Genomic DNA, 19,405 nt, shown 5'->3' with positions numbered 1-19,405 from the left:
CCCGCCGGTTCTCCCGTCACCGACCGAAAGGCCATCCGTGTCTGCGACGCCCGCCCGCATCATCGCGGTCGACACCCACGACATCCGCTTCCCCACATCGCGCGAACTCGACGGCTCCGACGCCATGAACCCGGACCCCGACTACTCGGCGGCCTATGTCGTGCTGCGCACGGATGAGGACGGCGGAGCGGAGGGACACGGCTTCACCTTCACCATCGGACGGGGCAACGACGTCCAGGTCGCCGCGATCCACGCGCTGCGCCACCACGTGGTCGGACGCCTGGTCGACGACGTGTGCGGCGACCCCGGCTCACTCTTCCGGGACCTGATCGGCGACAGTCAACTGCGCTGGCTGGGACCGGAGAAGGGCGTGATGCACATGGCGATCGGCGCGGTCGTCAACGCCGTGTGGGACCTCGCCGCCAAGCGCGCGCAGCAACCCCTGTGGCGGCTGCTCGCCGAGGCCGACCCCGAGTGGCTGGTGAGCCAGATCGACTTCCGCTACATCACCGACGCGCTCACCCCCGAGGAGGCGCTCCGGATCCTGCGCCGTGGCCGGGAGGGCGCGAAGGAGCGCACGACGCGCCTGCTCCAGCGTGGCTACCCCGCCTACACGACCTCGGCGGGCTGGCTCGGCTACGACGACGACAAGCTCAGCCGGCTCGCCGCCCAGGCCGTTGCCGACGGATTCACCCAGATCAAGCTGAAGGTCGGTGCGGACCTGGACGACGACGTGCGCCGCTGCCGGGTGGCCCGCACGGTGGTCGGGCCGGACATCCGCATCGCCATCGACGCCAACCAGCGCTGGGGCGTGGCCGAGGCGATCCGCTGGACCCGGGCGCTCGCCGCGTTCGACCCGTACTGGATCGAGGAACCCACCAGCCCCGACGACATCCTCGCCCACGCGGCGGTCCGCAAGGCCGTGGCCCCCGTGAAGGTCGCCACCGGCGAGCACGTGCACAACCGCATCGTCTTCAAGCAGATGCTCCAGGCAGGCGCCCTCGACGTGCTCCAGATCGACGCGGCCCGCGTCGCCGGCGTCAACGAGAACCTCGCGATCCTGCTGCTGGCCGCCAAGTACGGAGTCCCCGTCTGCCCGCACGCGGGCGGGGTCGGCCTGTGCGAACTCGTGCAGCACCTGGCGATGTTCGACTACGTCGCGGTCTCCGGCAGCACCGAGGACCGGGTCATCGAGTACGTCGACCACCTCCACGAGCACTTCCTGAACCCGGTGGTGATCCAGGACGGTCACTACGCGGCCCCCACCGCCCCGGGCTTCTCGGCCGCCATGCGGGCGGAGTCCATCGCGCGGTACACCTTCCCCGGCGGCACCTTCTGGGCCGCAGACCCCGACCTGCAGAAGGGACATGCGGCATGAGCGACTTCCAGGGACTCACGGCGCTGGTGACGGGAGGCGCCTCCGGTATCGGCAGGGCGAGTGCCGAACTCCTCGCCGAGCGGGGCGGGCAGGTCGCCGTCCTGGACCTGGACCCGTCGTCCGTGGTGAAGCCGCTGCTCGCCTTCCGGGCCGACGTCACCGACGACACCTCGGTGCGCAGGGCCGTCGCGCAGGCCGCCGAAGCCCTCGGGGGACTCGACGTCCTGGTGAACAACGCCGGCATCGGCGCCCAGGGCAGCGTCGAGGACAACGACGACGAGGAGTGGCGCCGCGTCTTCGACGTCAACGTCCTCGGCATGGTCCGCACCGCCCGCGCCGCCCTGCCGCACCTGCGCGCCTCCTCGCACGCGGCGATCGTCAACACCTGTTCGATCGCGGCCACCGCCGGCCTGCCCCAGCGCGCCCTGTACAGCGCCACCAAGGGCGCCGTGTACTCCCTCACCCTCGCCATGGCCGCCGACCACGTCCGCGAGGGCATCCGCGTCAACTGCGTCAATCCCGGCACGGTGGACACACCGTGGGTCGGCCGCCTGCTGGACGCCGCCCCCGACCCGGCCGCCGAACGCGCCGCACTTCAGGCCCGGCAGCCCACCGGTCGGCTCGTCACCGCCGCCGAAGTCGCCGGCGCCATCGCCTATTTGGCCGGTCCCCTGTCCGGCGCCACGACCGGTACCGCACTCGCCGTCGACGGCGGCATGCAGGGCCTGCGGCTACGCCCGGCGGGCCGGTGACCACCCTTGGCCGCAGCGGCGTCGAGGGCAGCCGGCCGAGCTTCGGCGCCACCGGGATCGTCGACCTCAACCGGCACGTTGGTGACGAGGAGGCGCACGAGCCGGTGGGCCGCCGCCTGCAGCCCGCCGACCGTACGGGCGACGACCTGGCCAACCGCTTCGCGGTACCCGGCACGCAGGGCCGTGTCCGGGACTTCAGCGCCGACGGCATCCGCCGCGGCCTGGAGGCGAGCATGGACCGCCTCGGCCTGGACCACCTCGACGTCTGCCTCCACGACCCCGACGACCACGCCGGGCAGGCCTTCCTCGAGGGCTGTCCGGTGCTGGCGGAGTTCCGTTCCGAAGGCGTGGTCGAGGCGATAGGCGCCGGCACGAACCAGTCCGCGATGCTCACCCGCTTCGTCCACGACACCGACGTCGACGTGGTGCTGTGCGCCGACCGCTACACCCTCCTCGACCAGAGCGCCCTCGCCGACCTGTTTCCCGGCCGCCATCGAGCGCGGCACGTCGGTCGTCATCGGCGGCGGCGTCAACTCCGATCTCCCGGCGGACCCGACGTCGACGTACGGTGTCGGCGCGGCCGCCGAAATCCGCGACTGTGCAGAGCAGTTCGCAATCCACGTTCCCGCCGCCTTCTGGCGGGAACTGCGCGAGACGGGTCTGCTGCCCACGGAGGAGTCGTCATGAGAGTCGCCCTGCACACCAAGGTCCGGCCCGACCGGATCGCCGACTACGAGGCCGCGCACCGGGAGGTCCCGGCCGAGCTGACCGCCGCCATCCGCGCCGCCGGGGCCACCTCCTGGACGATCTGGCGCAGCGGCACCGACCTCTTCCACCTGTTGGAGTGCGAGGACTACCCCCGCCTCCTCGCCCAACTGGAGCGGCTGCCGGTCAACGTCGCCTGGCAGGCCCGTATGGCCGAGCTGCTCGACGTCGTGCACGACTACTCCCGCGGGGGCGCCGACACGGGGCTGCCCGTCGTGTGGGAGCTGCCGTGACCGTGGACGCCCACCATCACGTCTGGGACCTGTCGATCCGCGACCAGGACTGGATCACGGGCCCCCGACTCCGGCCGATCAGAAGAAACTTCACCGTGGACGACCTGGAACCCAGTGCCGCGGCGGCCGGAGTGGCCCGCACGGTGCTCGTCCAGACGGTCACCGTGCTGGAGGAGACCCCCGAACTGCTGGCTCTGGCCGCCGGGCACGATCTGATCGCCGGTGTCGTCGGCTGGACCGACCTCACCCGCCCCGACGTCGCCGACGAACTCGCCCGCCTGCGCGCACTCCCCGGCGGCCGCTTCCTGAAGGGCATCCGCCACCAGGTGCAGGGCGAGCCCGACCCGGAATGGCTGCTGCGGGCCGACGTACGGCGGGGCCTGGCCGCCCTGGCCGACGCGGGCCTCGCCTACGACCTGGTCGTCCTGCCCCACCAGCTGCCGGCCTGCGTGGAGGCGGCCGCGATCGTCCCGGGACTCACCTTCGTCCTCGACCACCTGGGCAAGCCACCCATCGTCTCCGGAGAACTGGAGCCCTGGGCGAGCGCCGTACGTGCGCTCGCCGGGCGACCCAACACCGTCTGCAAGCTGTCGGGCATGGTCACGGAGGCCGACCTCACCTCCTGGATGCCGGCCGACCTGCGCCCCTACGCGGACGTGGTGCTGGAGGCCTTCGGCCCGGACCGCCTGATGTACGGCTCGGACTGGCCGGTGTGCACCCTCGCGGCCCCCTACGAGGAAGTCCTGACCACGGCCCGGGACCTGACCTCCACGCTCACCGAGCACGAACGCACCGCGGTGTTCGAGGGGACGGCCACGCGCGTCTACGGGCTGGCTCAGTCGAGCTCGTAGTCGAACCAGATCCGGTGCGTGCCGTTCGGCGTCGATCGTCAGACCCTCGCTGCCGGTGATCCCGGCCGGCTCGCCGCTGCCGCTGGCGGGCGACGACGGTGGAGAACGCGGCCACGCGGTCGGTACCGGGAGTGCGCATCCGATCGCGCGAGCCGGTTGGGGCCGACCAGGCAGGAGTCTGCTCCCCGCCGCCCACCACGTGGCAGGTGGGACGGCGGCCCTTGCCCAGGGCGCTGCGTGCAAGGGCCGCCCGAGCCTTGCGGTCCTGTCACAGCGCAAGGCAATACGACGCTAAAACGCCGGCCCCCGACCGCGCCCGCCCAGCGCAGCGGCCGGGTGAATGCGAATGAGCCTGAGCACGGCTTCGAGAGACGGGGCTGAGAGTCTCCTCGAACCTGCGGTTGGGTTGAGCGGCCCCGACCATGACCCCGACCACGGCAGGTCAGCACGCCGCGGCGGCACGAGCCGGGTCCGGCGGCACAAGCAGTTCCGGCGGCACAAGCAGTAAGGACGTGGATCCGTCAAGCCCGGCTCCACGTCCCCATCGACCAGGTCCAGATGTCAACCAGTCGAGGTACTGGGAGGGCTCATCGACTGGACACACGCCTGCGTTCGAAGTCGGTAGCTCAAGAGCACTGAGGAGGCCCGGACGCGGGCGCACTCCTGCGCCACGAACCCCCGCCGTCCCCACCGAGCAGCATGAGGCCGACCGGGTGACGATGGACGTGTACGGACGTCACCACGCTGCTCCCAGGAGGAGGTAGGTGTCATGACATCTCCTTCCGATTCCCCAGGCCCCGTTGCCCCGCGCGGCACCGAGCCACAAGAGAGTCCCCTGGCCGAAGGCATGGCTGCCCTGGCGAACAAGGGCTGGCAGATCCTGCTCACCATGGGCCTCGCCAGCATCGCCCTGGGCGTCATCGCCTTGGTCTGGCCAGGCGCGACACTGCGGGTCGTCGGCCTGCTCTTCGGCATCTACCTGCTGGTCACCGGTGTATTCTCGCTGGCCGGCGCCTTCGGCACGCACGTGCCCCGGCATCTTCGCGTACTGCATTTCATCACCGGTGCGGCCTCCATCCTGCTGGGGCTGATCTGCTTCCGGGGCACCCTGGAGTCGATCCTGCTGCTCGCCCTGTGGATCGGCTTCAGCTGGCTGCTGCGCGGCACCACTGAGACGGCTGCGGCGGCCTCCGCTCACGAGATGCCGGCGCGCGGCTGGCACGTGGCCTTCGGCATCATCGGGGCTCTGGCAGGTGTCGTGATGATCATCATGCCGTTCGCCTCGATCGCGACACTGACCCTGGTCGTGGGCGTCATGGCCATAGTCCTGGGCCTGACCGAGGTGATCCGCGCCATCAGGACGCGCGTCGAGATCGGCCATCTCGCTGCGGGCACGGCCCCCACCCAGCGGCGGCCCCTGTTCCACGCCCGTCCGCACCCGCAGCACTGACCGGCGGAGCCGGATCGGGCGGCTGAGGGGAGCGGCGGGCCACACCTTGTCCGTCCCCTCCCCCACTCACTCTCTGTTTCTCCTGTTGCACCCAATGTGCGAGGTGCGACTCCGTACACGGATGGCACGGCGCTGACCGCGCCGGCTGCTTGGGCGGCGGTCTCGGCATTCGGCCTGCGCGGCGCCAGGCCCGCCGGCGGCCAACGGACGGGCGCGGCGCCCGTGGCCGGCGACGAGGTCAGCGACAGCGTTCCGGGGTGAGTCCGACGGCGCCCGCCATGCCTGCCTTTCAGCCCGCCGAGGCGCATCCGCCGGCCGGGGCCTTGGCGGGCTGGTGGCTGGGCACCACGTCGGGACGATCTCCAGGCCACGGACGTGGTCTACGCGGCGGGGCAGCGTCGACCGCGGCTCTTCGTCGGTCAGCGGGTCTCGATGACGACCTTCTCGATCACCACGTCCTGGACCGGACGGTCGTTGCGGGGGTTGGTCTCCGTCGTGGCGATGGTGTCGACGACACGTTGGCTGGCCTCGTCGGCGACCTCGCCGAAGATGGTGTGCTTGCCGGTAAGCCAGGTGGTCGGCCCGACAGTGATGAAGAACTGGGAGCCGTTGGTGCCCGGTCCGCTGTTGGCCATGGCCAGCAGGTAGGGCTTGGTGAACGCCAGGTCCGGGTGGAACTCGTCCGCGAACTTGTAACCGGGGCCGCCGGTGCCGTTGCCCAGGGGGTCACCGCCCTGGATCATGAAACCCTCGATGACCCGGTGGAAGACCGTGCCGTCGTACAGCGGTTCCGTGCTCGGCTGACCCGTGTTGGGATCGACCCACTGCCGGACGCCCGTGGCGAGCTCCACAAAGTTCCGGACGGTCTTGGGCGCGTGATTCGGCAGCAGCCGGACCACGATGTCGCCCCTGTTGGTCTTCAGCGTCGCGTACAGATCTTCCGCCGCCATCACAATCCTTCGCTACATCCGACTGGTCCGGCCAGTGTCCTGGCCGGACGGAGGACACCGAAGCGACGCCACGGCATGTCACCCGCATGGGTGACACCGAGCGAACGAGCAACCGCCCCGGGGCAGCGCGCGGGCACCCGACCCGGATCACCGAGGACGACATGACGCAGAGCAGCGTCCGTTTCCGACCAAGCAAGTGAACGCGGTGCACAGCCCGGGAGTCGGCCCGGCACGGCGAAGCTGGATCCCCGATACCGCAGCCTTCAAACGGCGCGGTGGCCGGGAATCGCCCCGTTCACGGAGACGAGGACGTCAAAGCTGCGTCGCCACGGTCAGTCCCTCCAGGACCGCTTCCTCCACGGTGCGGGGGGTGACACAGTCCCCGGCGGCAAAGACACGGTCGGCCGGGACGCCGAGGCCGACGGGGTCGAACTCGTTGACCGGGTCGTGACCCTGTGCGAGGACGGTGCCTGCGACCCCTTCGAGCAGCACCGGCTCCTCGGTGAGGGTGTGCTGAAGGTACACGGTGTCGCTGTCGGCGCCGTAGAGCCGCACGTTGGGCAGGATCTCTATCCGTGCCCGTGCCGCCTGGGCCAACATGGCGGCTCGTACGTACTGCTGCAGGTGCTCGCCGGCCGCGAAGCCCGTGACACACAGCGTCACCTTCCGCCGCTGGCTTGCGAGTTGAAGAGCGACGCCCAGGCCGATCCAGTCGCCGCGCCAGTCCGCCACCACGATCCGTCCGCGCGGTACCTCGCCGCCACGGATCACCGACCATGCATCGAGCACCACGGGATCGTCGATCAGCTCCAGCCGTGGGTGGCGAGGCCGTGCGCCGGTCGCGAGCACCACGGCGTCCGGCGCCGCGGCGGCAAGGGCTGGGCCGTCCATTCGTGAGCCCACGAGGATGCGGGCTCCCGCTCGTCGCGCCTCGCCCTGGAGATTGGTGACCGCGCCGCCGAACTCGGCACGGCCGGGCAGCAGTTGAGCAAGGAGCACCTGACCGCCGACGCGTCGTCCTGCCTCGTGCAGTTCCACCTCGTGGCCGCGTGCCGCGGCCACGGCCGCGGCCTTCAGGCCGGCGGGTCCACCGCCGACCACCAGCACCTTCTTGCGCCGTGTGATCGTCGGCAGTACTCCGAAGCGGCGCTCGCGGCCGGTCTCCGGGCGCTGGATGCAGGAGATCGGGTAGCCGAGCTGGAAGTGGCCGATGCAGGCCTGGTTGCAGCCGATACAGGCGCGGATCTCCTCGGCGCGGTCGTCCGCAGCCTTGGCCGGCAGGTCCGGGTCGCAGATCAGGGCCCTGGTCATCGCGCACATGTCCGCCTGACCGCCTGCGACGATCTGCTCTGCTTCCTGCGGCTGGTTGATCCGCCCGGCCACCATCACGGGGACACCGACGACGGCGCGCACCTTGGCGGCGAGCGGCGCGGTGTAGCCGGCGGGCTGGAACATGGGCGGGGCGATGTGCTGGGCCCCGGACAGGCTGGACGAGCTACCCGCACAAACCGAGATGTAGTCGACGAGTCCCTCGGCGTCGAGTTCGGTCACGGACTGAAGCACCAGCTCGCTGCTGAGGCCGTCGTGGCTCAGTTCGTCGCCGGAGATGCGCAGGCCGACCACGAAGCCGTCTCCTGCCTCCTCCCGCGCGCGGCGCAGCGCCGCGCGCAGGAAGCGGATCCGCCCCTGCCGGTCGCCGCCCCAGCCGTCGTTGCGGGTGTTCACCTCGGGGTTGAGGAACTGCGCCGGCAGGTAGCCGTGGCTGGCGACGATCTCTACGCCGTCGAGCCCGGCCTGACGCAGTCGGCGGGCTGCGTGGCCGTAGCCGTCGAGGACTTCGCGGATCTCGGCCTCGGTCATGGCGCGCGGCATGACATGGAAGCGCTCGCTCGGTGTTGCGGAGGGCGCCCAGGCGACCGGTGCGCTGCCGTCCTTGGACTCCAGGATCTCCCGGCCGGGATGGAAGAGCTGGCCGAAGACTTTCGCTCCGTTCCGGTGCACCGCCTGCGCGAGCCTGGCATAGCCGGGGACACACTCGTCGTCAGTGGCCATGAGCACGTGAGTGGTGTAGCGGGCGGACTCGTGCACGCCCGAGACCTGGAGCACGATCAGGCCGACGCCGCCTTTCGCGCGGGCTTCGTGGTAGGCGATCAGTTCCTCGGTGACCTCGCCGTCCCTGACCAGCACCGTGTCGTGGCCCGAGGACAGGATCCGGTTGCGCACTGTCACCTGCCCTATCCGCAGCGGGCTGAACAGGTGCGGGAACCTCACTCCCATGGAATGTCCTCTCCGAAGCCTAGGCGCATACGCCGAGCAGCACGCGCGCGGTGCCGAGCATCAGCTCGGCGTAACGTTCAGCGGTGAGCCCGGATCCGGACGCCACTGCCATTTCGCAGCCGTCGACCAGGGCCACCAGCGACCCGATGGCCAGGTCGGCCGGGACGACCGGATCGAACTCCTTGCTTTGCAGGCCCTGGTGGACAATCTCGCGGACCAGCGCCTGCCACTCGGCATGGACCCGGTGCACGCCTTCGCGCAGTTCCTCACGACGGGAGGCGCTCGCACAGAACTCGGTCCAAGTGGCGCAGCGCCGGGTGAGGGTGGGATCGGTGGTGAGTGCCGTGACCAGCAGTTCGAAGCGGCGCCAGGCACTGGCCGCGTCGGCGGCCGCCGCCCGCCAGCGTTCGACCAGATCGTCGATCGACCAGGCGAAGGCTTCACGGAAGAGCGCGTCACGGGTCTCGAAGTAGTGCTGCAGCGCACCGATGGACACACCGGACGTCGTGGCGACGTCACGCAACCGGCCTGCGTCAAAGCCCCGTTCAGCCAGCACCTCGGCAGCCGCCCGCAGAATGCGCTCCCTCTGCTCGTCCATTCTCACTCCCGCCGCTTCAAGCTCTCGCCGCCCCGTCTCGCGCTCAATAATAACGCATTATTGTGACGGGCAACACAATGCCACCCCTCCCCGATACCCGGCGGACTCTTCTCGGCGTCACCCTGCGGCATCAGCGTGCCGGCATCCACGCTACGAAGGTCTGCTCCACCCAGGACGAGTGCGAACGGTCACGCCCCGCACGTTGCGCAGCGCACGCATGCAGTTGGCCCGGGGTCACAAGCCGCACGTGGTGAGGGAATTTGAGTTGAGGCGCCGACATGGGCAAGCGAGCCTCGTCCAGGCTGTCGTTGTGTCACCGCCGCCCGGGCACGGACTCGTCAGCTGGGTGGCGGTGTGACCTGCGCCGATACCGCGGCTGGACGGATCGCACGAGCACGCCCCGACCAGGTGAGGGGGCGTCATGGGGGTCCGGCCTCGGGGCTCTCACTCTCTTGACCACCGGACGGTCGCCCGGTCCACAACCGGACGGCGGCCAAATTGGGCACAAGACCCCGGAAGGCGGGGGTTGCCGTGATCCCGTGCGCGCCACGCCCGTCCCGGGATCTGACGAGTCGTCCGGGGCGGCACTTCCAGGCGACCCGCTGCCGCATGGGTGAGCAGGCGTCAGAGATCACCTTGAAGGCCTAACGCCTCATCAATCTGTCCGCAATTATCACAAGATTGACGTGCCGTCAGCACGCAGCGAGCCGGACCTGAAGGTGCTCTGGGTACCCCGTTCGGCTCCCCCGCGCCAGCCCTTCCGATGTACCCGAAATGACAGCTTTGGGGGTGGTCATTACGTTCATCACACGTCGGCTTTCACAGCCGGCCCCTCAGAGAGAGGAGCAAGACGTCATGATCATGACCCGTTCCACCGCGGTCACGGCGGCCATCTCCGCCGCTTCCGCACTCGCCGCGACCGGCATCACCTACGCCGCCGCCACCCCCGCATCGGTTCCCCAGATGGCCCCGGCCGTCGCCCAGCAGGCACCCGCTCCGGACTACGCCCCGATGGGCGGCGAGGGCGGACAGGGCAAGGGCAACGAGGGCGGCGGCCGCGGCGGCGAGCGTGGCGAGGGTGGTGAGCGCGGCGAGGGTGGTGAGCGCGGCGAGCACGGCAAGCGCCGCCACCACGAGATCGGCAGGATCTTCATCAACGAGCGGACGTACTCCGCCGCCCCGGACGGCTGCATCACCGTGCTCAGCGGCCTGGGCTCCAAGAGCCTCAACATCCGTAACGAGAGCAAGCGGACCGTCGAGGTCTTCCGCGGCGTGACCTGCGACAACGGCGCGCCCGTCGCCACCGTCGGCCCCCGCAGCGAAGCCAACGGCGTCAAGCCCGGACACTCCGGAGGCGTATTCGTCAAGGACGGAGTCGTGGCCAGCATCCGAGTGGTCGGTCACCACAAGGGCGACTTCGACTTCGACGACTTCGGCTTCGACGACTTCTGAACCAGCCCCGTCAAGCGAACCATCGAGAACCCCGGCCCGCCGCAATCGGGCCGGGGTTCTGGTCTCAGCCCCCGGGCACCGGCACGTGGCGCCCACACCCGACCGCCGCTTCGCGGTCCACGCGCCTTTCACGCCATACTAAAACCGGCCCGAAGGCACTGCGAGGCTGCCCGCGCCGACCACCTCCCGCTTCACCGGTTCACCCCCAAGCAGACTCCCGCTGGAACACACCCAGTTGGCGGTGTTCTTCCATAGCGTCCACCGCTCACCCCGCGACGCCCGGGTGAGCCCGAACGGGTGACGAAAGGCGAAAGCCGCACACCCGGTGCCCCTCCCCCGACCTGGCTCGCCACGACAAGCACCAATCCCAGGGCGGAGTGACCGGCCACGCGACCACAGGCGCTTTCCCTTTCCCCACGCGAGACACCAGGGGATGTGCGAGACGAGCAACTGCCTGGTGGAAGGTACGAGCGACGACAACCACGTCATGGACATCCTCGACATCACGTTCACCCCCGCATGCCGCCACCAACCGGGGAGCGGGCCCGGGCCGGTCACGATCCAGCGGACCACGCGGCGAGGCCACGGGACGCGCTGGGGCAGCGTGGCCGCACCCCTTCCGCTCGAGGAACTCGATCCGCGTGACATGACCCAGGCCGGTCCCGATCCGCAGGTACTTGACGTCGCCCCTCCGCAGGAGCATCCCCCGACGAACCTCAGTGAACCCAGGCAGCCGACCGCCCAGCCGACCATGAGAAGCGCGTTCCGGACAGCTGCTGTCAGAGCCGGAGGACGGCCCGCCGTTCGTGGTCAGCATGTCGGACACCCTGGTCGATGCCCTCGTCACGGCGACGCAGAACGACCTCGTTCGGTTTGCCGAGCTGTGGTCGATGACCGATGAACTCCGGCAGATGGGGATCAGCGTCGAGGTCACGGCCAGCCTTTTGGAGAACCTGGCCGAACTGGCTCAGCGCGCTCAGTCAAACGGCCTGAGCTTGTATTGCTGGTGGACGCTGTGACTCAGCGGCGCCCGGCGCCGGTGCCCTTGCTCGATGCCGACGTACTGGGTCGGATCAGCGCGAGGCGCTTGCGCAGTGGCGGTAGTAGGTAGAGCCAGCCGATCCGCTCGGCGATCACCGGAGCGGGCATCCTCCGACACGTGGTTGCCGGGGCAGTCGGCTGGCTCGCTGTCCACGCCGAGCCCAGGCGTAGATCGACTCCGACGTACGACGATCCGTCAACTCAACTGATTGTTAGCGCTGTTGGCGCCCGACTGGAAGGCGAAAAGCCGGGGGTTGAGGGGTGCAATGAATGACGATACGGAGGCTGCCGGGGCCGGGTGGGCGACGAAGCGATACCCATCCCTGCCGACCCCGGCAGACTGCTGCCGTGCCCGTGGCCACGAGGGTGGGCCGCTGGGCCGCCGGGCCTCATGGGAGGGGCAGGATCTGGCCGGGCGGGTGCGCGACGAGGTATCGCGGTCCTCGTTCGGCAGCTCCGCCACCAGCAAGACCCGCACCTTGTGGAAAACGTGCGGGAGCTTTTGGCCTCTTGGCCGGCATCGGCGCCGCGGCATGGGTCGTGGGGACAGGCTGGGCAGGCCCGCTGCAACCTCCCTCCCCGCGCGGGTGTGGGACCTCGTTCCCACCTTGTGGCCCGAGCACTGGCGGACCTGACGATCCGTGCCCCGGACCGGCACGCTCACGTCCGGCAGCTGCTGCAGGGTCACCAAATCGACGTGCCGGACCGGTTCACCAGCACCGACCGGCCGCGCTCACCGGCACCGCTGACGCCGATCCCCGGTCGGCAGAAGCCGCCGATCCATGAACGCACGCCGGCGCCTCACAGTGGCAGGGCAGCGCACGGGGTGCGGTGAAACCCAAGGCTTCGAGGTCCTCAAGCGAGCAACCCGGTCAAGGCCTCGCAACCCTTGGGCTGCGGCCCTGACGGAATGCCGGACCCCCACCGGCGGACCTGCCGAACGCCGGCGCCCGCCGGGTGAGGGGGCGTCATCGGGGCAGGGCCCACGTGATCCGGTCCGTGCCCCGCCCGTCCCGGAATCTGATGAGTCTTTCGCGCTGGTAATTCCAGGCGACTCGCTGCCGCACGGGTGATCAGGCATCAGAGATCACCTTGAAGGCCTAATCCCTCATCAATCTGCCCGAAACTTCTTGAGGATTGACGTGTCGTCAGTAGCTGGAAAACCGTGCCGCCGGGTGCTCTGGGTACCCCATTCGGCTCCCCCACACCAGCCATTCCGATCCGCCCGAAATGACAGCTTTGGGAGCGGTCAGTACGTTCAATCACACGCCGGCCGCAAAAGCCGGCCTCTCTGAGACAGGAGCAAGACACCATGATCATGACCCGTTCCACCGCCGTCACCGCGGCCGTCTGCGCCGCTGCGGCACTCGCCGCGACCGGCATCACCTACGCCACCGCCGCCCCCGCGCCGGCGCCCCAGGCGGCCCCGGCGGCTCCGGCCGTCGTCCAGCAGGCTCCCGCCCAGGCGCCGATGGGCGGCGAGTCCGGACAGGGCAAGGGCAACGAGGGCGGCGGCCGCGGCGGCCGCGGCGGCGAAGGCGGCGAGCGCGGCGAGGGTGGCCAGGGCGGCGAGCACGGCAAGCGTCGCCACCACGAGATCGGCAGGATCTTCATCAACGAGCGGTCGTTCTCCGCCCAGCCAGACGGCTGCATCACCGTGGTGAGCGGCCTGGGCTCCAAGAGCTTCAACATCCGCAACGACAGCAAGCGGGCCGTCGAGTTCTTCCGCGGCGCGACCTGCGACAACGGCGCCCCCGTCGCCACCGTCGGCCCCCACAGCGAAGCCAACGGCGTCAAGGTGCACCACACCAAGGGCATCCACGTCAAGGACGGAGTGGTGGGCAGCTTCCGGGTGGTCAAGCGCCACCACGGTGAAGACTTCGACTTCGACTTCGACGACTTCTAAACCCAGCCACGCCATGAGCAGCATATAGAACCCCGGCCCGCCGTAATCGGGCCGGGGTTCTGGTCTCAGACCCCTCGGGGCACCCGGCACGTGGCGCCCGCCTGCCCCTTTTCCCGACGGTCCACGCACCTTGCACGCCATGCTAAACCGACCAGAAGGCGCTGCGAGGCTGCCCGCGCCGACTTCCTCCCGCCTCACCGGTTCACCCTCAAGGGGATTCCTGCTGAAACATCCCCAGTTGGCGGTGTTCCCCCGCGAGGGTCACCGGCCCCTGCCGCGGCGGCCGGGTGAGCCCAAACGGGTGATGGAAGCAAAAAGCTGCATACCTGGTGCAACTCCCCCGACCCGGCATGACCACACCCACACGGAGGCAGGACGGCACGGAAAGCCACACGACCACAGGGCACATTCCGCACCCAAGACACGGGGTGACTCCTATGAACAACCGCCTGGTGGAGGACTCGAGCGACGACAGCTACGTCATGGACATCCTCGACATCACATGCACCCCGGCACTGCCACGCCTCGGACACCAAGTCCGCTGGGACATGGAGTGCCATCTCAAAGAGACGGTCGACCTGACCCAGGTCACCTGCCGGGTCATCATGAAGATCGGCCCCATGAAAATACTGGACAAAAGCTACAAGCTGCCCGACCTGCTGGCAAGCATGGGCACCAGCCTGTCGGGTGACGCCCAACCACCCGCCGGACCGTGGAAACAGACCTGGAACCTCCACATCCCCCAGACCGTGCCCGTCGCCAGACACCGACTCCACCTACGCGCCCACACAGCGGACGGCAAGAACTTCCTCGCCCTCGACATCCCCGTCGCCTTCAGCCACAGATGGACCGCCACCAGCGACAACATCGGCTCACCCAGCCACCACGAATTCGACAGAGACCTCAGCCGGGCAGTGTGACCAAAGCCCCCACCCCCTGCACACACCACCAACAACAGCACGGCCCGCAACCTCACGAAACCCGTCTCCGCCCGGCCCACTCCCGCCCAACCCAGTGTGGATGATCGGCCTGGTACCGCACACGCGGTACCTTCGCGACTCCCGCAGCGTCCGCGGTAGCCGGATGCGGCATCGGTGGCAGCGCGAATTGCCTACGCCCGCCGGACGACCAGCTGTGGGTCTGGCAGACATGATCGGACGACGTCCAGCCGTAGGAGGAGCCCCTCATGTCAGTCCGATTTGTGCTTGCTGCGCCGGCGTCCGCGCATGACTCGGTCCAGTCGGCAGCCGTTTACAGTCTGACCACCGGACGACTCGTGGGTGGCACGGCCGCACTCGTGGCGCTGGCCGGCGTGGTCATCGGGCTGGCCCTGGCCCGCTCCGCCGGTCGCATCGGCGCCGGCAACAGGCGAAGCAGGGCCCTCGTGGCCATGGTGGCGGGGCTGTTCGGCATCGTCGTCGGCACGCTGAACCTGGCCGTCGCCGACGGTGGTCCTGGCACCGGCAACGGAGTAGTCGGTGGCGCCCTGGCCTTGGTGCTGGGGCTGATCGCCGCAGTCCTCGGCCAGCTGGCCCTGGCCCGCTCCCGCCGCACAGGCTGACCGGGGAATCGACTGACCGGCGGTCCGCCTGTCAGGCACCAACTGCGCCGCAGCTCCTTTAGCTCGACGCTCCGGCCGCCGTCCCGCCTGCGATGCAGGTCGGCACCAACGCCTTGGCGGGCGGAGGCTACGGCTCGTGACCAGCCTCAATACTCCCGCTCACGAAGCCGCGACCGGAACAGGGAACCAGCCACGGCCCCGCGCCCCCCCTGCTCGCCCTCTGCCTGACACCCACGACCGTGGTTCGCAGGGGAGGCCCCATCGGCGGTGCGGACCCTCAACGCATGCACAGCGGAAACAAGAGAGGGCCCGGATTCCGGGCCCTCTCCATCTCGTAGCGGGGACAGGATTTGAACCTGCGACCTCTGGGTTATGAGCCCAGCGAGCTACCGAGCTGCTCCACCCCGCGTCGTCGATACGATCACTCTACACATACATATGGCTGAAGCTGGCATCGAGGGCAGCCGCCGACGAGGTGAAGGCCCAGATGACCCACGCCCTGGACGCGCTGGGGGCCAAGTTCCCCACAGACGCTGCTTGCTTGGACGCCGCCCAGCAAGTCCTGCCGGGCGGCTGCCGCTCCGCCGGCCGCCGGCGCAGTGGCAGCGCGCCTGCGCCTCCGTCTTCACCCTCGCCCGCCGGGGGCCGCCTGGTGCGCGCCATCCCCCCGTCCTCGTCATGTTCGGCTGCCTCATCCTGGCGTTTTCCTGCCTCCATGCTTGGTCACTGCCGTCGCCGCAGTCCTGGTCTTCGGAGCCCGGGGTGTACGGCGTTGCACAGCTTCGGCGTGGCTCGGCGCAGCCGCTTACCTCACTGGTTAGCTAATAGCAAGACAGGTCCTCGGCCACGAAGAGGCGGACATGACTAACGTCAACGAAGTAAACAAGCAGGTCATTGCCCAGTTCCGGGCGCAGGGCGGCATTGTAGGAGGCTTCTTCGCGGGCAAGAACCTGTTGCTCCTGCACACGGTCGGCCGCCGTACCGGCCAGAAGCGGGTGAACCCCCTGGTGTACGCGGCCGACGGTAACTGTTTCCTCGTCTGCGGCACCGCACGCGGCGCGGAAAGAGATCCAGCGTGGGTGAGCAACGTCGCCGCCATGCCCAAGGTAACCATCGAGGTGGGAAAACAGATCCTCGAAACGACCCCTACCCTTGTCACGCATGCGTCGCCCGATTGGGAACGTCTCTACGGAATCTGGTCGGCGTACTGGCCCGACAGCGCTCAGTACGAGACCAGGACTTCGCGCAAGTTCCCCATCGTGAAACTGGAGCCTGGCGCATCAGACGACGCCCTGCCTGAATGAGTGTTAGGTCACGGGTCGAACCAGGCTACGGTGCTTTCGCCGGTTGTTCGCTACGCCAGGTTCGAGATCATCGCGAGGCGGAAGTGCTGTTCGTGGTACGCCCGCGCGGTCGCCAGGTTCTCCTCGAACCTGGCGTCACTCGTTGGAAGTCGCTGCAGGCTTGGAAGTCGTCGACGACGTAGCGGACGTCGTCGAGCTTGTCGGGTGTTGTCACGGCTGGGCGACACGCCCACCACTCCGTCCCGCGGCCGAACGGCAGGCCCTGATCAGGCTGCCCCTCGGGAGCTCCACCCCACAGGCCCCGGACGAGATCGAGAGTGTGCGCATTCACCCAATTGCGCAACGGGTTCACCGAAGGCTGGTGCGCTTCGCAGCGACTGCTGACGGTTTCCACCAAAGCGGAGCAAGCTCCATCATCGGGGCAAGGCGGGGGTGCCCTCCTGTTGATATCTGCGATGACGCCGACCTCGTCGGTCATCGCGCTGCCGGTCCCGGCCTTCACCTCGTCGACGAGAGGCGCGGCCCGTGACAAAGGAAGGGCGCGACTCCTTCCGGTCGCGGTACGGTCCTGCCATGTCCCGATCAGCCGAGACTGGCCGCTCCCCGTCCCCTGTCACTGCGGACGACCTCGACCTTGCCGTGCAGCTCGCTGTGAAGGCCCTTCGCGAGGCGCCCCCAGCCGCGTGGGACGGTAGGGCCGGTTCGCTGGCATGGGACTGCTGGGAGACCGTCGAGCACCTCAGCGACGACCTCTTCGCGTACGCCACGCAACTGGGCCCCACAGCACCGCCGTTGGATGGGGAGGTGCCCTTCGTGTGGGAGAGCCGACGGCCAGGCGGCCCGGCGAACGCCATTCACGCCAACCGTGAGGCGGGGCCCGCCGGCCTGTTGCAGGTGTTGGAGGCGAGTGGTGCGCTGCTGGTCGCCATGGTGCGCACCAGGCCGCCGCAGACCCGCGCTCACCACGTCTTCGGCATGTCCGACCCCGAGGGCTTCGCCGCCATGGGAATCGTGGAGACCCTGGTACACACGCACGACCTGGGGCAAGGGCTCGGCCTCGCCTGGAACCCACCCGCCGACCTGTGCGCGCGCGTACTCGCCCGGCTGTTTCCAGACGCTCCAAAATCCACGGAACCCTGGCCCACCCTGTTGTGGGCCACCGGACGTGCCGAACTGTCCGGACGCTCTCGCCTGACCACATGGCGCTGGGACGGCACACCTCGGGCCTAGGCTCAGCTCTCTCCGGCGAAAAAGGTGAGGTTCGTCGGGATGGACGGTCAGGCCGCTGTTGAGAGCGGCCTGACACCATCGCGGCCGTGGCGAAACGCATGCGCAATCGTGCCGGTTTCAGGTTTCAGGGCGTGCCGGTGGCGGCCTGCCAAGCGGCCGTCAGGCGGGCTGCGCCAGGCGCGCCGTCAGCACACGGGCACGGGCCTGCTGAACCGCTCCCGCCTGGGAGGCGGCGAAGCGCAGCAGGCCCGGGGGCGTGTGCAGGTGCAGGGTGTCGGTGACGACGCTGCCGGCCGCGTGGCGGTCGATGGCGAAACGGTAGCTCATGCGGACCCGGCCGGGGCTGCGGACTTCGCCGGAGATCTCGGCGAAGTGCGGGAGGCGGTCCGGGGCGGCGACGAGAGTGACGTCGATGATGTTGTCGTGCCGCAGGACCCCCAGGAACCGGAAGCGTTCCACGGCCGTGTAGTGCACGGTGTTGCCACTGCGGCGCACGTCGCGGACGGCGACGAGGAGTGGCGACAGGCCGATGTAATGCGACGGTTCGGCCAGGTGCGCGAAGACCTCCTGCGGCGGCACGGCGATCTGGAACGTGTGCTTCAGTTCGGTGGACGGCACCTCGGATCCCTCCTCGATACGGCACGGTGATCCTCCCATCGCCGACCGGAGAGCGGCGGTGCCGGGCCAGCCGCGCGTAGGCGGCCATGACGAGGGTGACATGCCGATTCCAGGCGCGGTAACCGCGAACCTGGATGCCGTCGAGGGCTGTGGCCTGCTTCGAGTCCTGGAAGTCGTCCTCCACGGCCCACCGGGCTCCGGCGACCTTGCCGAGGTCGTTCAAGGAGCAGACGTACTGCTCGGGCACGAACCCGAGGTAGTAGGCGAGTTCGCCCGTGCTGATCGAGCGGCGGATGAGCAGGTGGTGGCGTGGGGGCGGTGGCAATCCCCGCCCAGTCGTAGGAGCGCGGGCCTTTCGACCCGACGCCCGCCGAGCGCCGTCACCATGCGCCGCAGGTCACGCTGCGAGAAGAGCGGTGCTATGAGCCTTGCAAGCTCCGCGACGTGCGCCTCGACGCGCCCACGTCTGTACCGGCGGCACAGGCCGTCCCGTATTCAACTTGAGTCGCACCATGATGATCACAGGGCAGTCTGATCGACGCCGGCACCGTCGGCTTCATTGCTGTCAGACCTCCCGTTTACGGTGGTGGCATGCGTTACATGGTTGAAGCGTTCGCCGTCGGGTCACTGCGTCGTGGAGCAGAGATCGAGCAGTTCCTCGGACCGAAGGAGCACAACGGCGAGCGGGGCGTCGCATGGGTGGAGATCTGGCCGCGGGAGCAGGGTTACGTGATCACGCTGTACGGCGGCGTGGATCGGGCCGACGGCTACCAGGGACAGCGGAATCTCTACGAGCTGCCACCGTTCCTCTACCCGCATGAGGACGACGAGGATATGCCCTTCTGCGAACTCGGGATCACGTCCGAGCCGCTGGGGGCGCTCGAGCTGGCAGAGTCGCTGACCGGGGCAGTCCGAAGCAGATGGATGAACCGCGGCCTCGGCATGGACGAGTACGCCGACTACGTACGAGCGGGCAGCCCAAGCGTGTGGCCCGTCAGCTAGGGCCAACCCCGCATGCACCGGTCCCACCGGCGAAGAC

The 19,405-nt window shown here is 69.2% G+C and carries 17 protein-coding genes, 1 tRNA gene and 1 pseudogene; 14 read left to right on the top strand and 5 right to left on the bottom strand.

Annotation, left to right across the window (positions count from 1 at the left end; all coding sequences use genetic code 11):
- The first annotated feature begins 37 nt into the window (after window positions 1-37).
- From TNCT6_RS34080 to TNCT6_RS34055, 6 genes and pseudogenes are all read left to right on the top strand, one after another.
- Entirely contained in the window at window positions 38-1,378 is a 1,341-nt protein-coding gene (locus TNCT6_RS34080; RefSeq protein ID WP_141365295.1) for an L-fuconate dehydratase, read from the top strand.
- Window positions 1,375-2,130, top strand: a complete 756-nt coding sequence (locus TNCT6_RS34075; RefSeq protein WP_141365293.1) for an SDR family NAD(P)-dependent oxidoreductase — start codon at window positions 1,375-1,377, stop codon at window positions 2,128-2,130. The genes TNCT6_RS34080 and TNCT6_RS34075 overlap by 4 nt, the downstream gene beginning before the upstream one ends.
- Window positions 2,127-2,817: pseudogene (locus TNCT6_RS34070) on the top strand (aldo/keto reductase). The gene TNCT6_RS34075 and the pseudogene TNCT6_RS34070 overlap by 4 nt, the downstream one beginning before the upstream one ends.
- A complete protein-coding gene (locus tag TNCT6_RS34065) occupies window positions 2,814-3,128 on the top strand; it encodes an L-rhamnose mutarotase (RefSeq protein WP_141365291.1) in 315 nt (104 codons plus the stop codon). The pseudogene TNCT6_RS34070 and the gene TNCT6_RS34065 overlap by 4 nt, the downstream one beginning before the upstream one ends.
- Window positions 3,125-3,979, top strand: a complete 855-nt coding sequence (locus TNCT6_RS34060) for an amidohydrolase (RefSeq protein WP_141365289.1) — start codon at window positions 3,125-3,127, stop codon at window positions 3,977-3,979. The genes TNCT6_RS34065 and TNCT6_RS34060 overlap by 4 nt, the downstream gene beginning before the upstream one ends.
- Window positions 3,980-4,748: 769 nt before the next feature.
- Window positions 4,749-5,429, top strand: a complete 681-nt coding sequence (locus tag TNCT6_RS34055) for an HdeD family acid-resistance protein (RefSeq protein ID WP_141365287.1) — start codon at window positions 4,749-4,751, stop codon at window positions 5,427-5,429.
- A 419-nt stretch (window positions 5,430-5,848) separates the two neighbouring features.
- Here TNCT6_RS34055 and TNCT6_RS34050 read toward each other — a convergent pair whose 3' ends face one another.
- The 3 genes from TNCT6_RS34050 to TNCT6_RS34040 all read right to left on the bottom strand — a co-directional run bounded on the left by TNCT6_RS34050 (window position 5,849) and on the right by TNCT6_RS34040 (window position 9,254).
- Window positions 5,849-6,379: a peptidylprolyl isomerase gene (locus tag TNCT6_RS34050; RefSeq protein ID WP_141365285.1), complete on the bottom strand. Its 531-nt coding sequence runs from the start codon at window positions 6,377-6,379 to the stop codon at window positions 5,849-5,851.
- Between the two features lie 312 nt (window positions 6,380-6,691).
- Window positions 6,692-8,656 (bottom strand): FAD-dependent oxidoreductase, encoded by a 1,965-nt coding sequence (locus tag TNCT6_RS34045; RefSeq protein WP_141365283.1) that lies wholly within the window; start codon window positions 8,654-8,656, stop codon window positions 6,692-6,694.
- A 19-nt stretch (window positions 8,657-8,675) separates the two neighbouring features.
- Window positions 8,676-9,254: a TetR/AcrR family transcriptional regulator gene (locus TNCT6_RS34040; protein ID WP_141365281.1), complete on the bottom strand. Its 579-nt coding sequence runs from the start codon at window positions 9,252-9,254 to the stop codon at window positions 8,676-8,678.
- A gap of 855 nt (window positions 9,255-10,109) precedes the next feature.
- Between TNCT6_RS34040 and TNCT6_RS34035 the strand changes: the two genes are divergently transcribed.
- The 5 genes from TNCT6_RS34035 to TNCT6_RS34015 all read left to right on the top strand — a co-directional run bounded on the left by TNCT6_RS34035 (window position 10,110) and on the right by TNCT6_RS34015 (window position 15,214).
- Window positions 10,110-10,706, top strand: a complete 597-nt coding sequence (locus tag TNCT6_RS34035) for a hypothetical protein (RefSeq protein WP_253266325.1) — start codon at window positions 10,110-10,112, stop codon at window positions 10,704-10,706.
- A gap of 815 nt (window positions 10,707-11,521) precedes the next feature.
- Window positions 11,522-11,725, top strand: coding sequence for a hypothetical protein (locus TNCT6_RS34030; protein ID WP_253266324.1), 204 nt, complete (start codon window positions 11,522-11,524; stop codon window positions 11,723-11,725).
- 1,334 nt (window positions 11,726-13,059) lie between these two features.
- Window positions 13,060-13,653, top strand: coding sequence for a hypothetical protein (locus tag TNCT6_RS34025; RefSeq protein ID WP_253266323.1), 594 nt, complete (start codon window positions 13,060-13,062; stop codon window positions 13,651-13,653).
- A gap of 437 nt (window positions 13,654-14,090) precedes the next feature.
- Window positions 14,091-14,573: a hypothetical protein gene (locus TNCT6_RS34020; protein WP_141365279.1), complete on the top strand. Its 483-nt coding sequence runs from the start codon at window positions 14,091-14,093 to the stop codon at window positions 14,571-14,573.
- A 266-nt stretch (window positions 14,574-14,839) separates the two neighbouring features.
- Window positions 14,840-15,214, top strand: coding sequence for a DUF6223 family protein (locus TNCT6_RS34015; protein WP_141365277.1), 375 nt, complete (start codon window positions 14,840-14,842; stop codon window positions 15,212-15,214).
- A 335-nt stretch (window positions 15,215-15,549) separates the two neighbouring features.
- Here the strand turns inward: TNCT6_RS34015 and TNCT6_RS34010 are convergent.
- Window positions 15,550-15,623, bottom strand: a tRNA-Met gene (locus TNCT6_RS34010).
- Between the two features lie 451 nt (window positions 15,624-16,074).
- On the opposite strand from TNCT6_RS34010, the gene TNCT6_RS34005 reads away from it, so the two are divergent.
- Together TNCT6_RS34005 and TNCT6_RS34000 are read left to right on the top strand one after the other, a co-directional pair.
- On the top strand, window positions 16,075-16,518 hold the full coding sequence (locus TNCT6_RS34005) for a nitroreductase/quinone reductase family protein (RefSeq protein ID WP_141365275.1): 444 nt from the start codon (window positions 16,075-16,077) through the stop codon (window positions 16,516-16,518).
- 573 nt (window positions 16,519-17,091) lie between these two features.
- Window positions 17,092-17,748 (top strand): hypothetical protein, encoded by a 657-nt coding sequence (locus TNCT6_RS34000; RefSeq protein WP_141365273.1) that lies wholly within the window; start codon window positions 17,092-17,094, stop codon window positions 17,746-17,748.
- A 159-nt stretch (window positions 17,749-17,907) separates the two neighbouring features.
- On the opposite strand, the gene TNCT6_RS33995 is transcribed toward TNCT6_RS34000, so the two are convergent.
- Window positions 17,908-18,366: an SRPBCC family protein gene (locus TNCT6_RS33995; protein ID WP_141365272.1), complete on the bottom strand. Its 459-nt coding sequence runs from the start codon at window positions 18,364-18,366 to the stop codon at window positions 17,908-17,910.
- A gap of 591 nt (window positions 18,367-18,957) precedes the next feature.
- Between TNCT6_RS33995 and TNCT6_RS33990 the strand changes: the two genes are divergently transcribed.
- Entirely contained in the window at window positions 18,958-19,368 is a 411-nt protein-coding gene (locus tag TNCT6_RS33990) for a hypothetical protein (RefSeq protein WP_141365271.1), read from the top strand.
- The last annotated feature ends 37 nt before the right edge of the window (window positions 19,369-19,405 follow it).

The organism is Streptomyces sp. 6-11-2 (assembly GCF_006540305.1).
Classification (GTDB): Bacteria; Actinomycetota; Actinomycetes; order Streptomycetales; family Streptomycetaceae; genus Streptomyces.
Note: the sequence above shows the minus strand (reverse complement) of the source record. Positions and strands in the feature narration are given on the sequence as shown.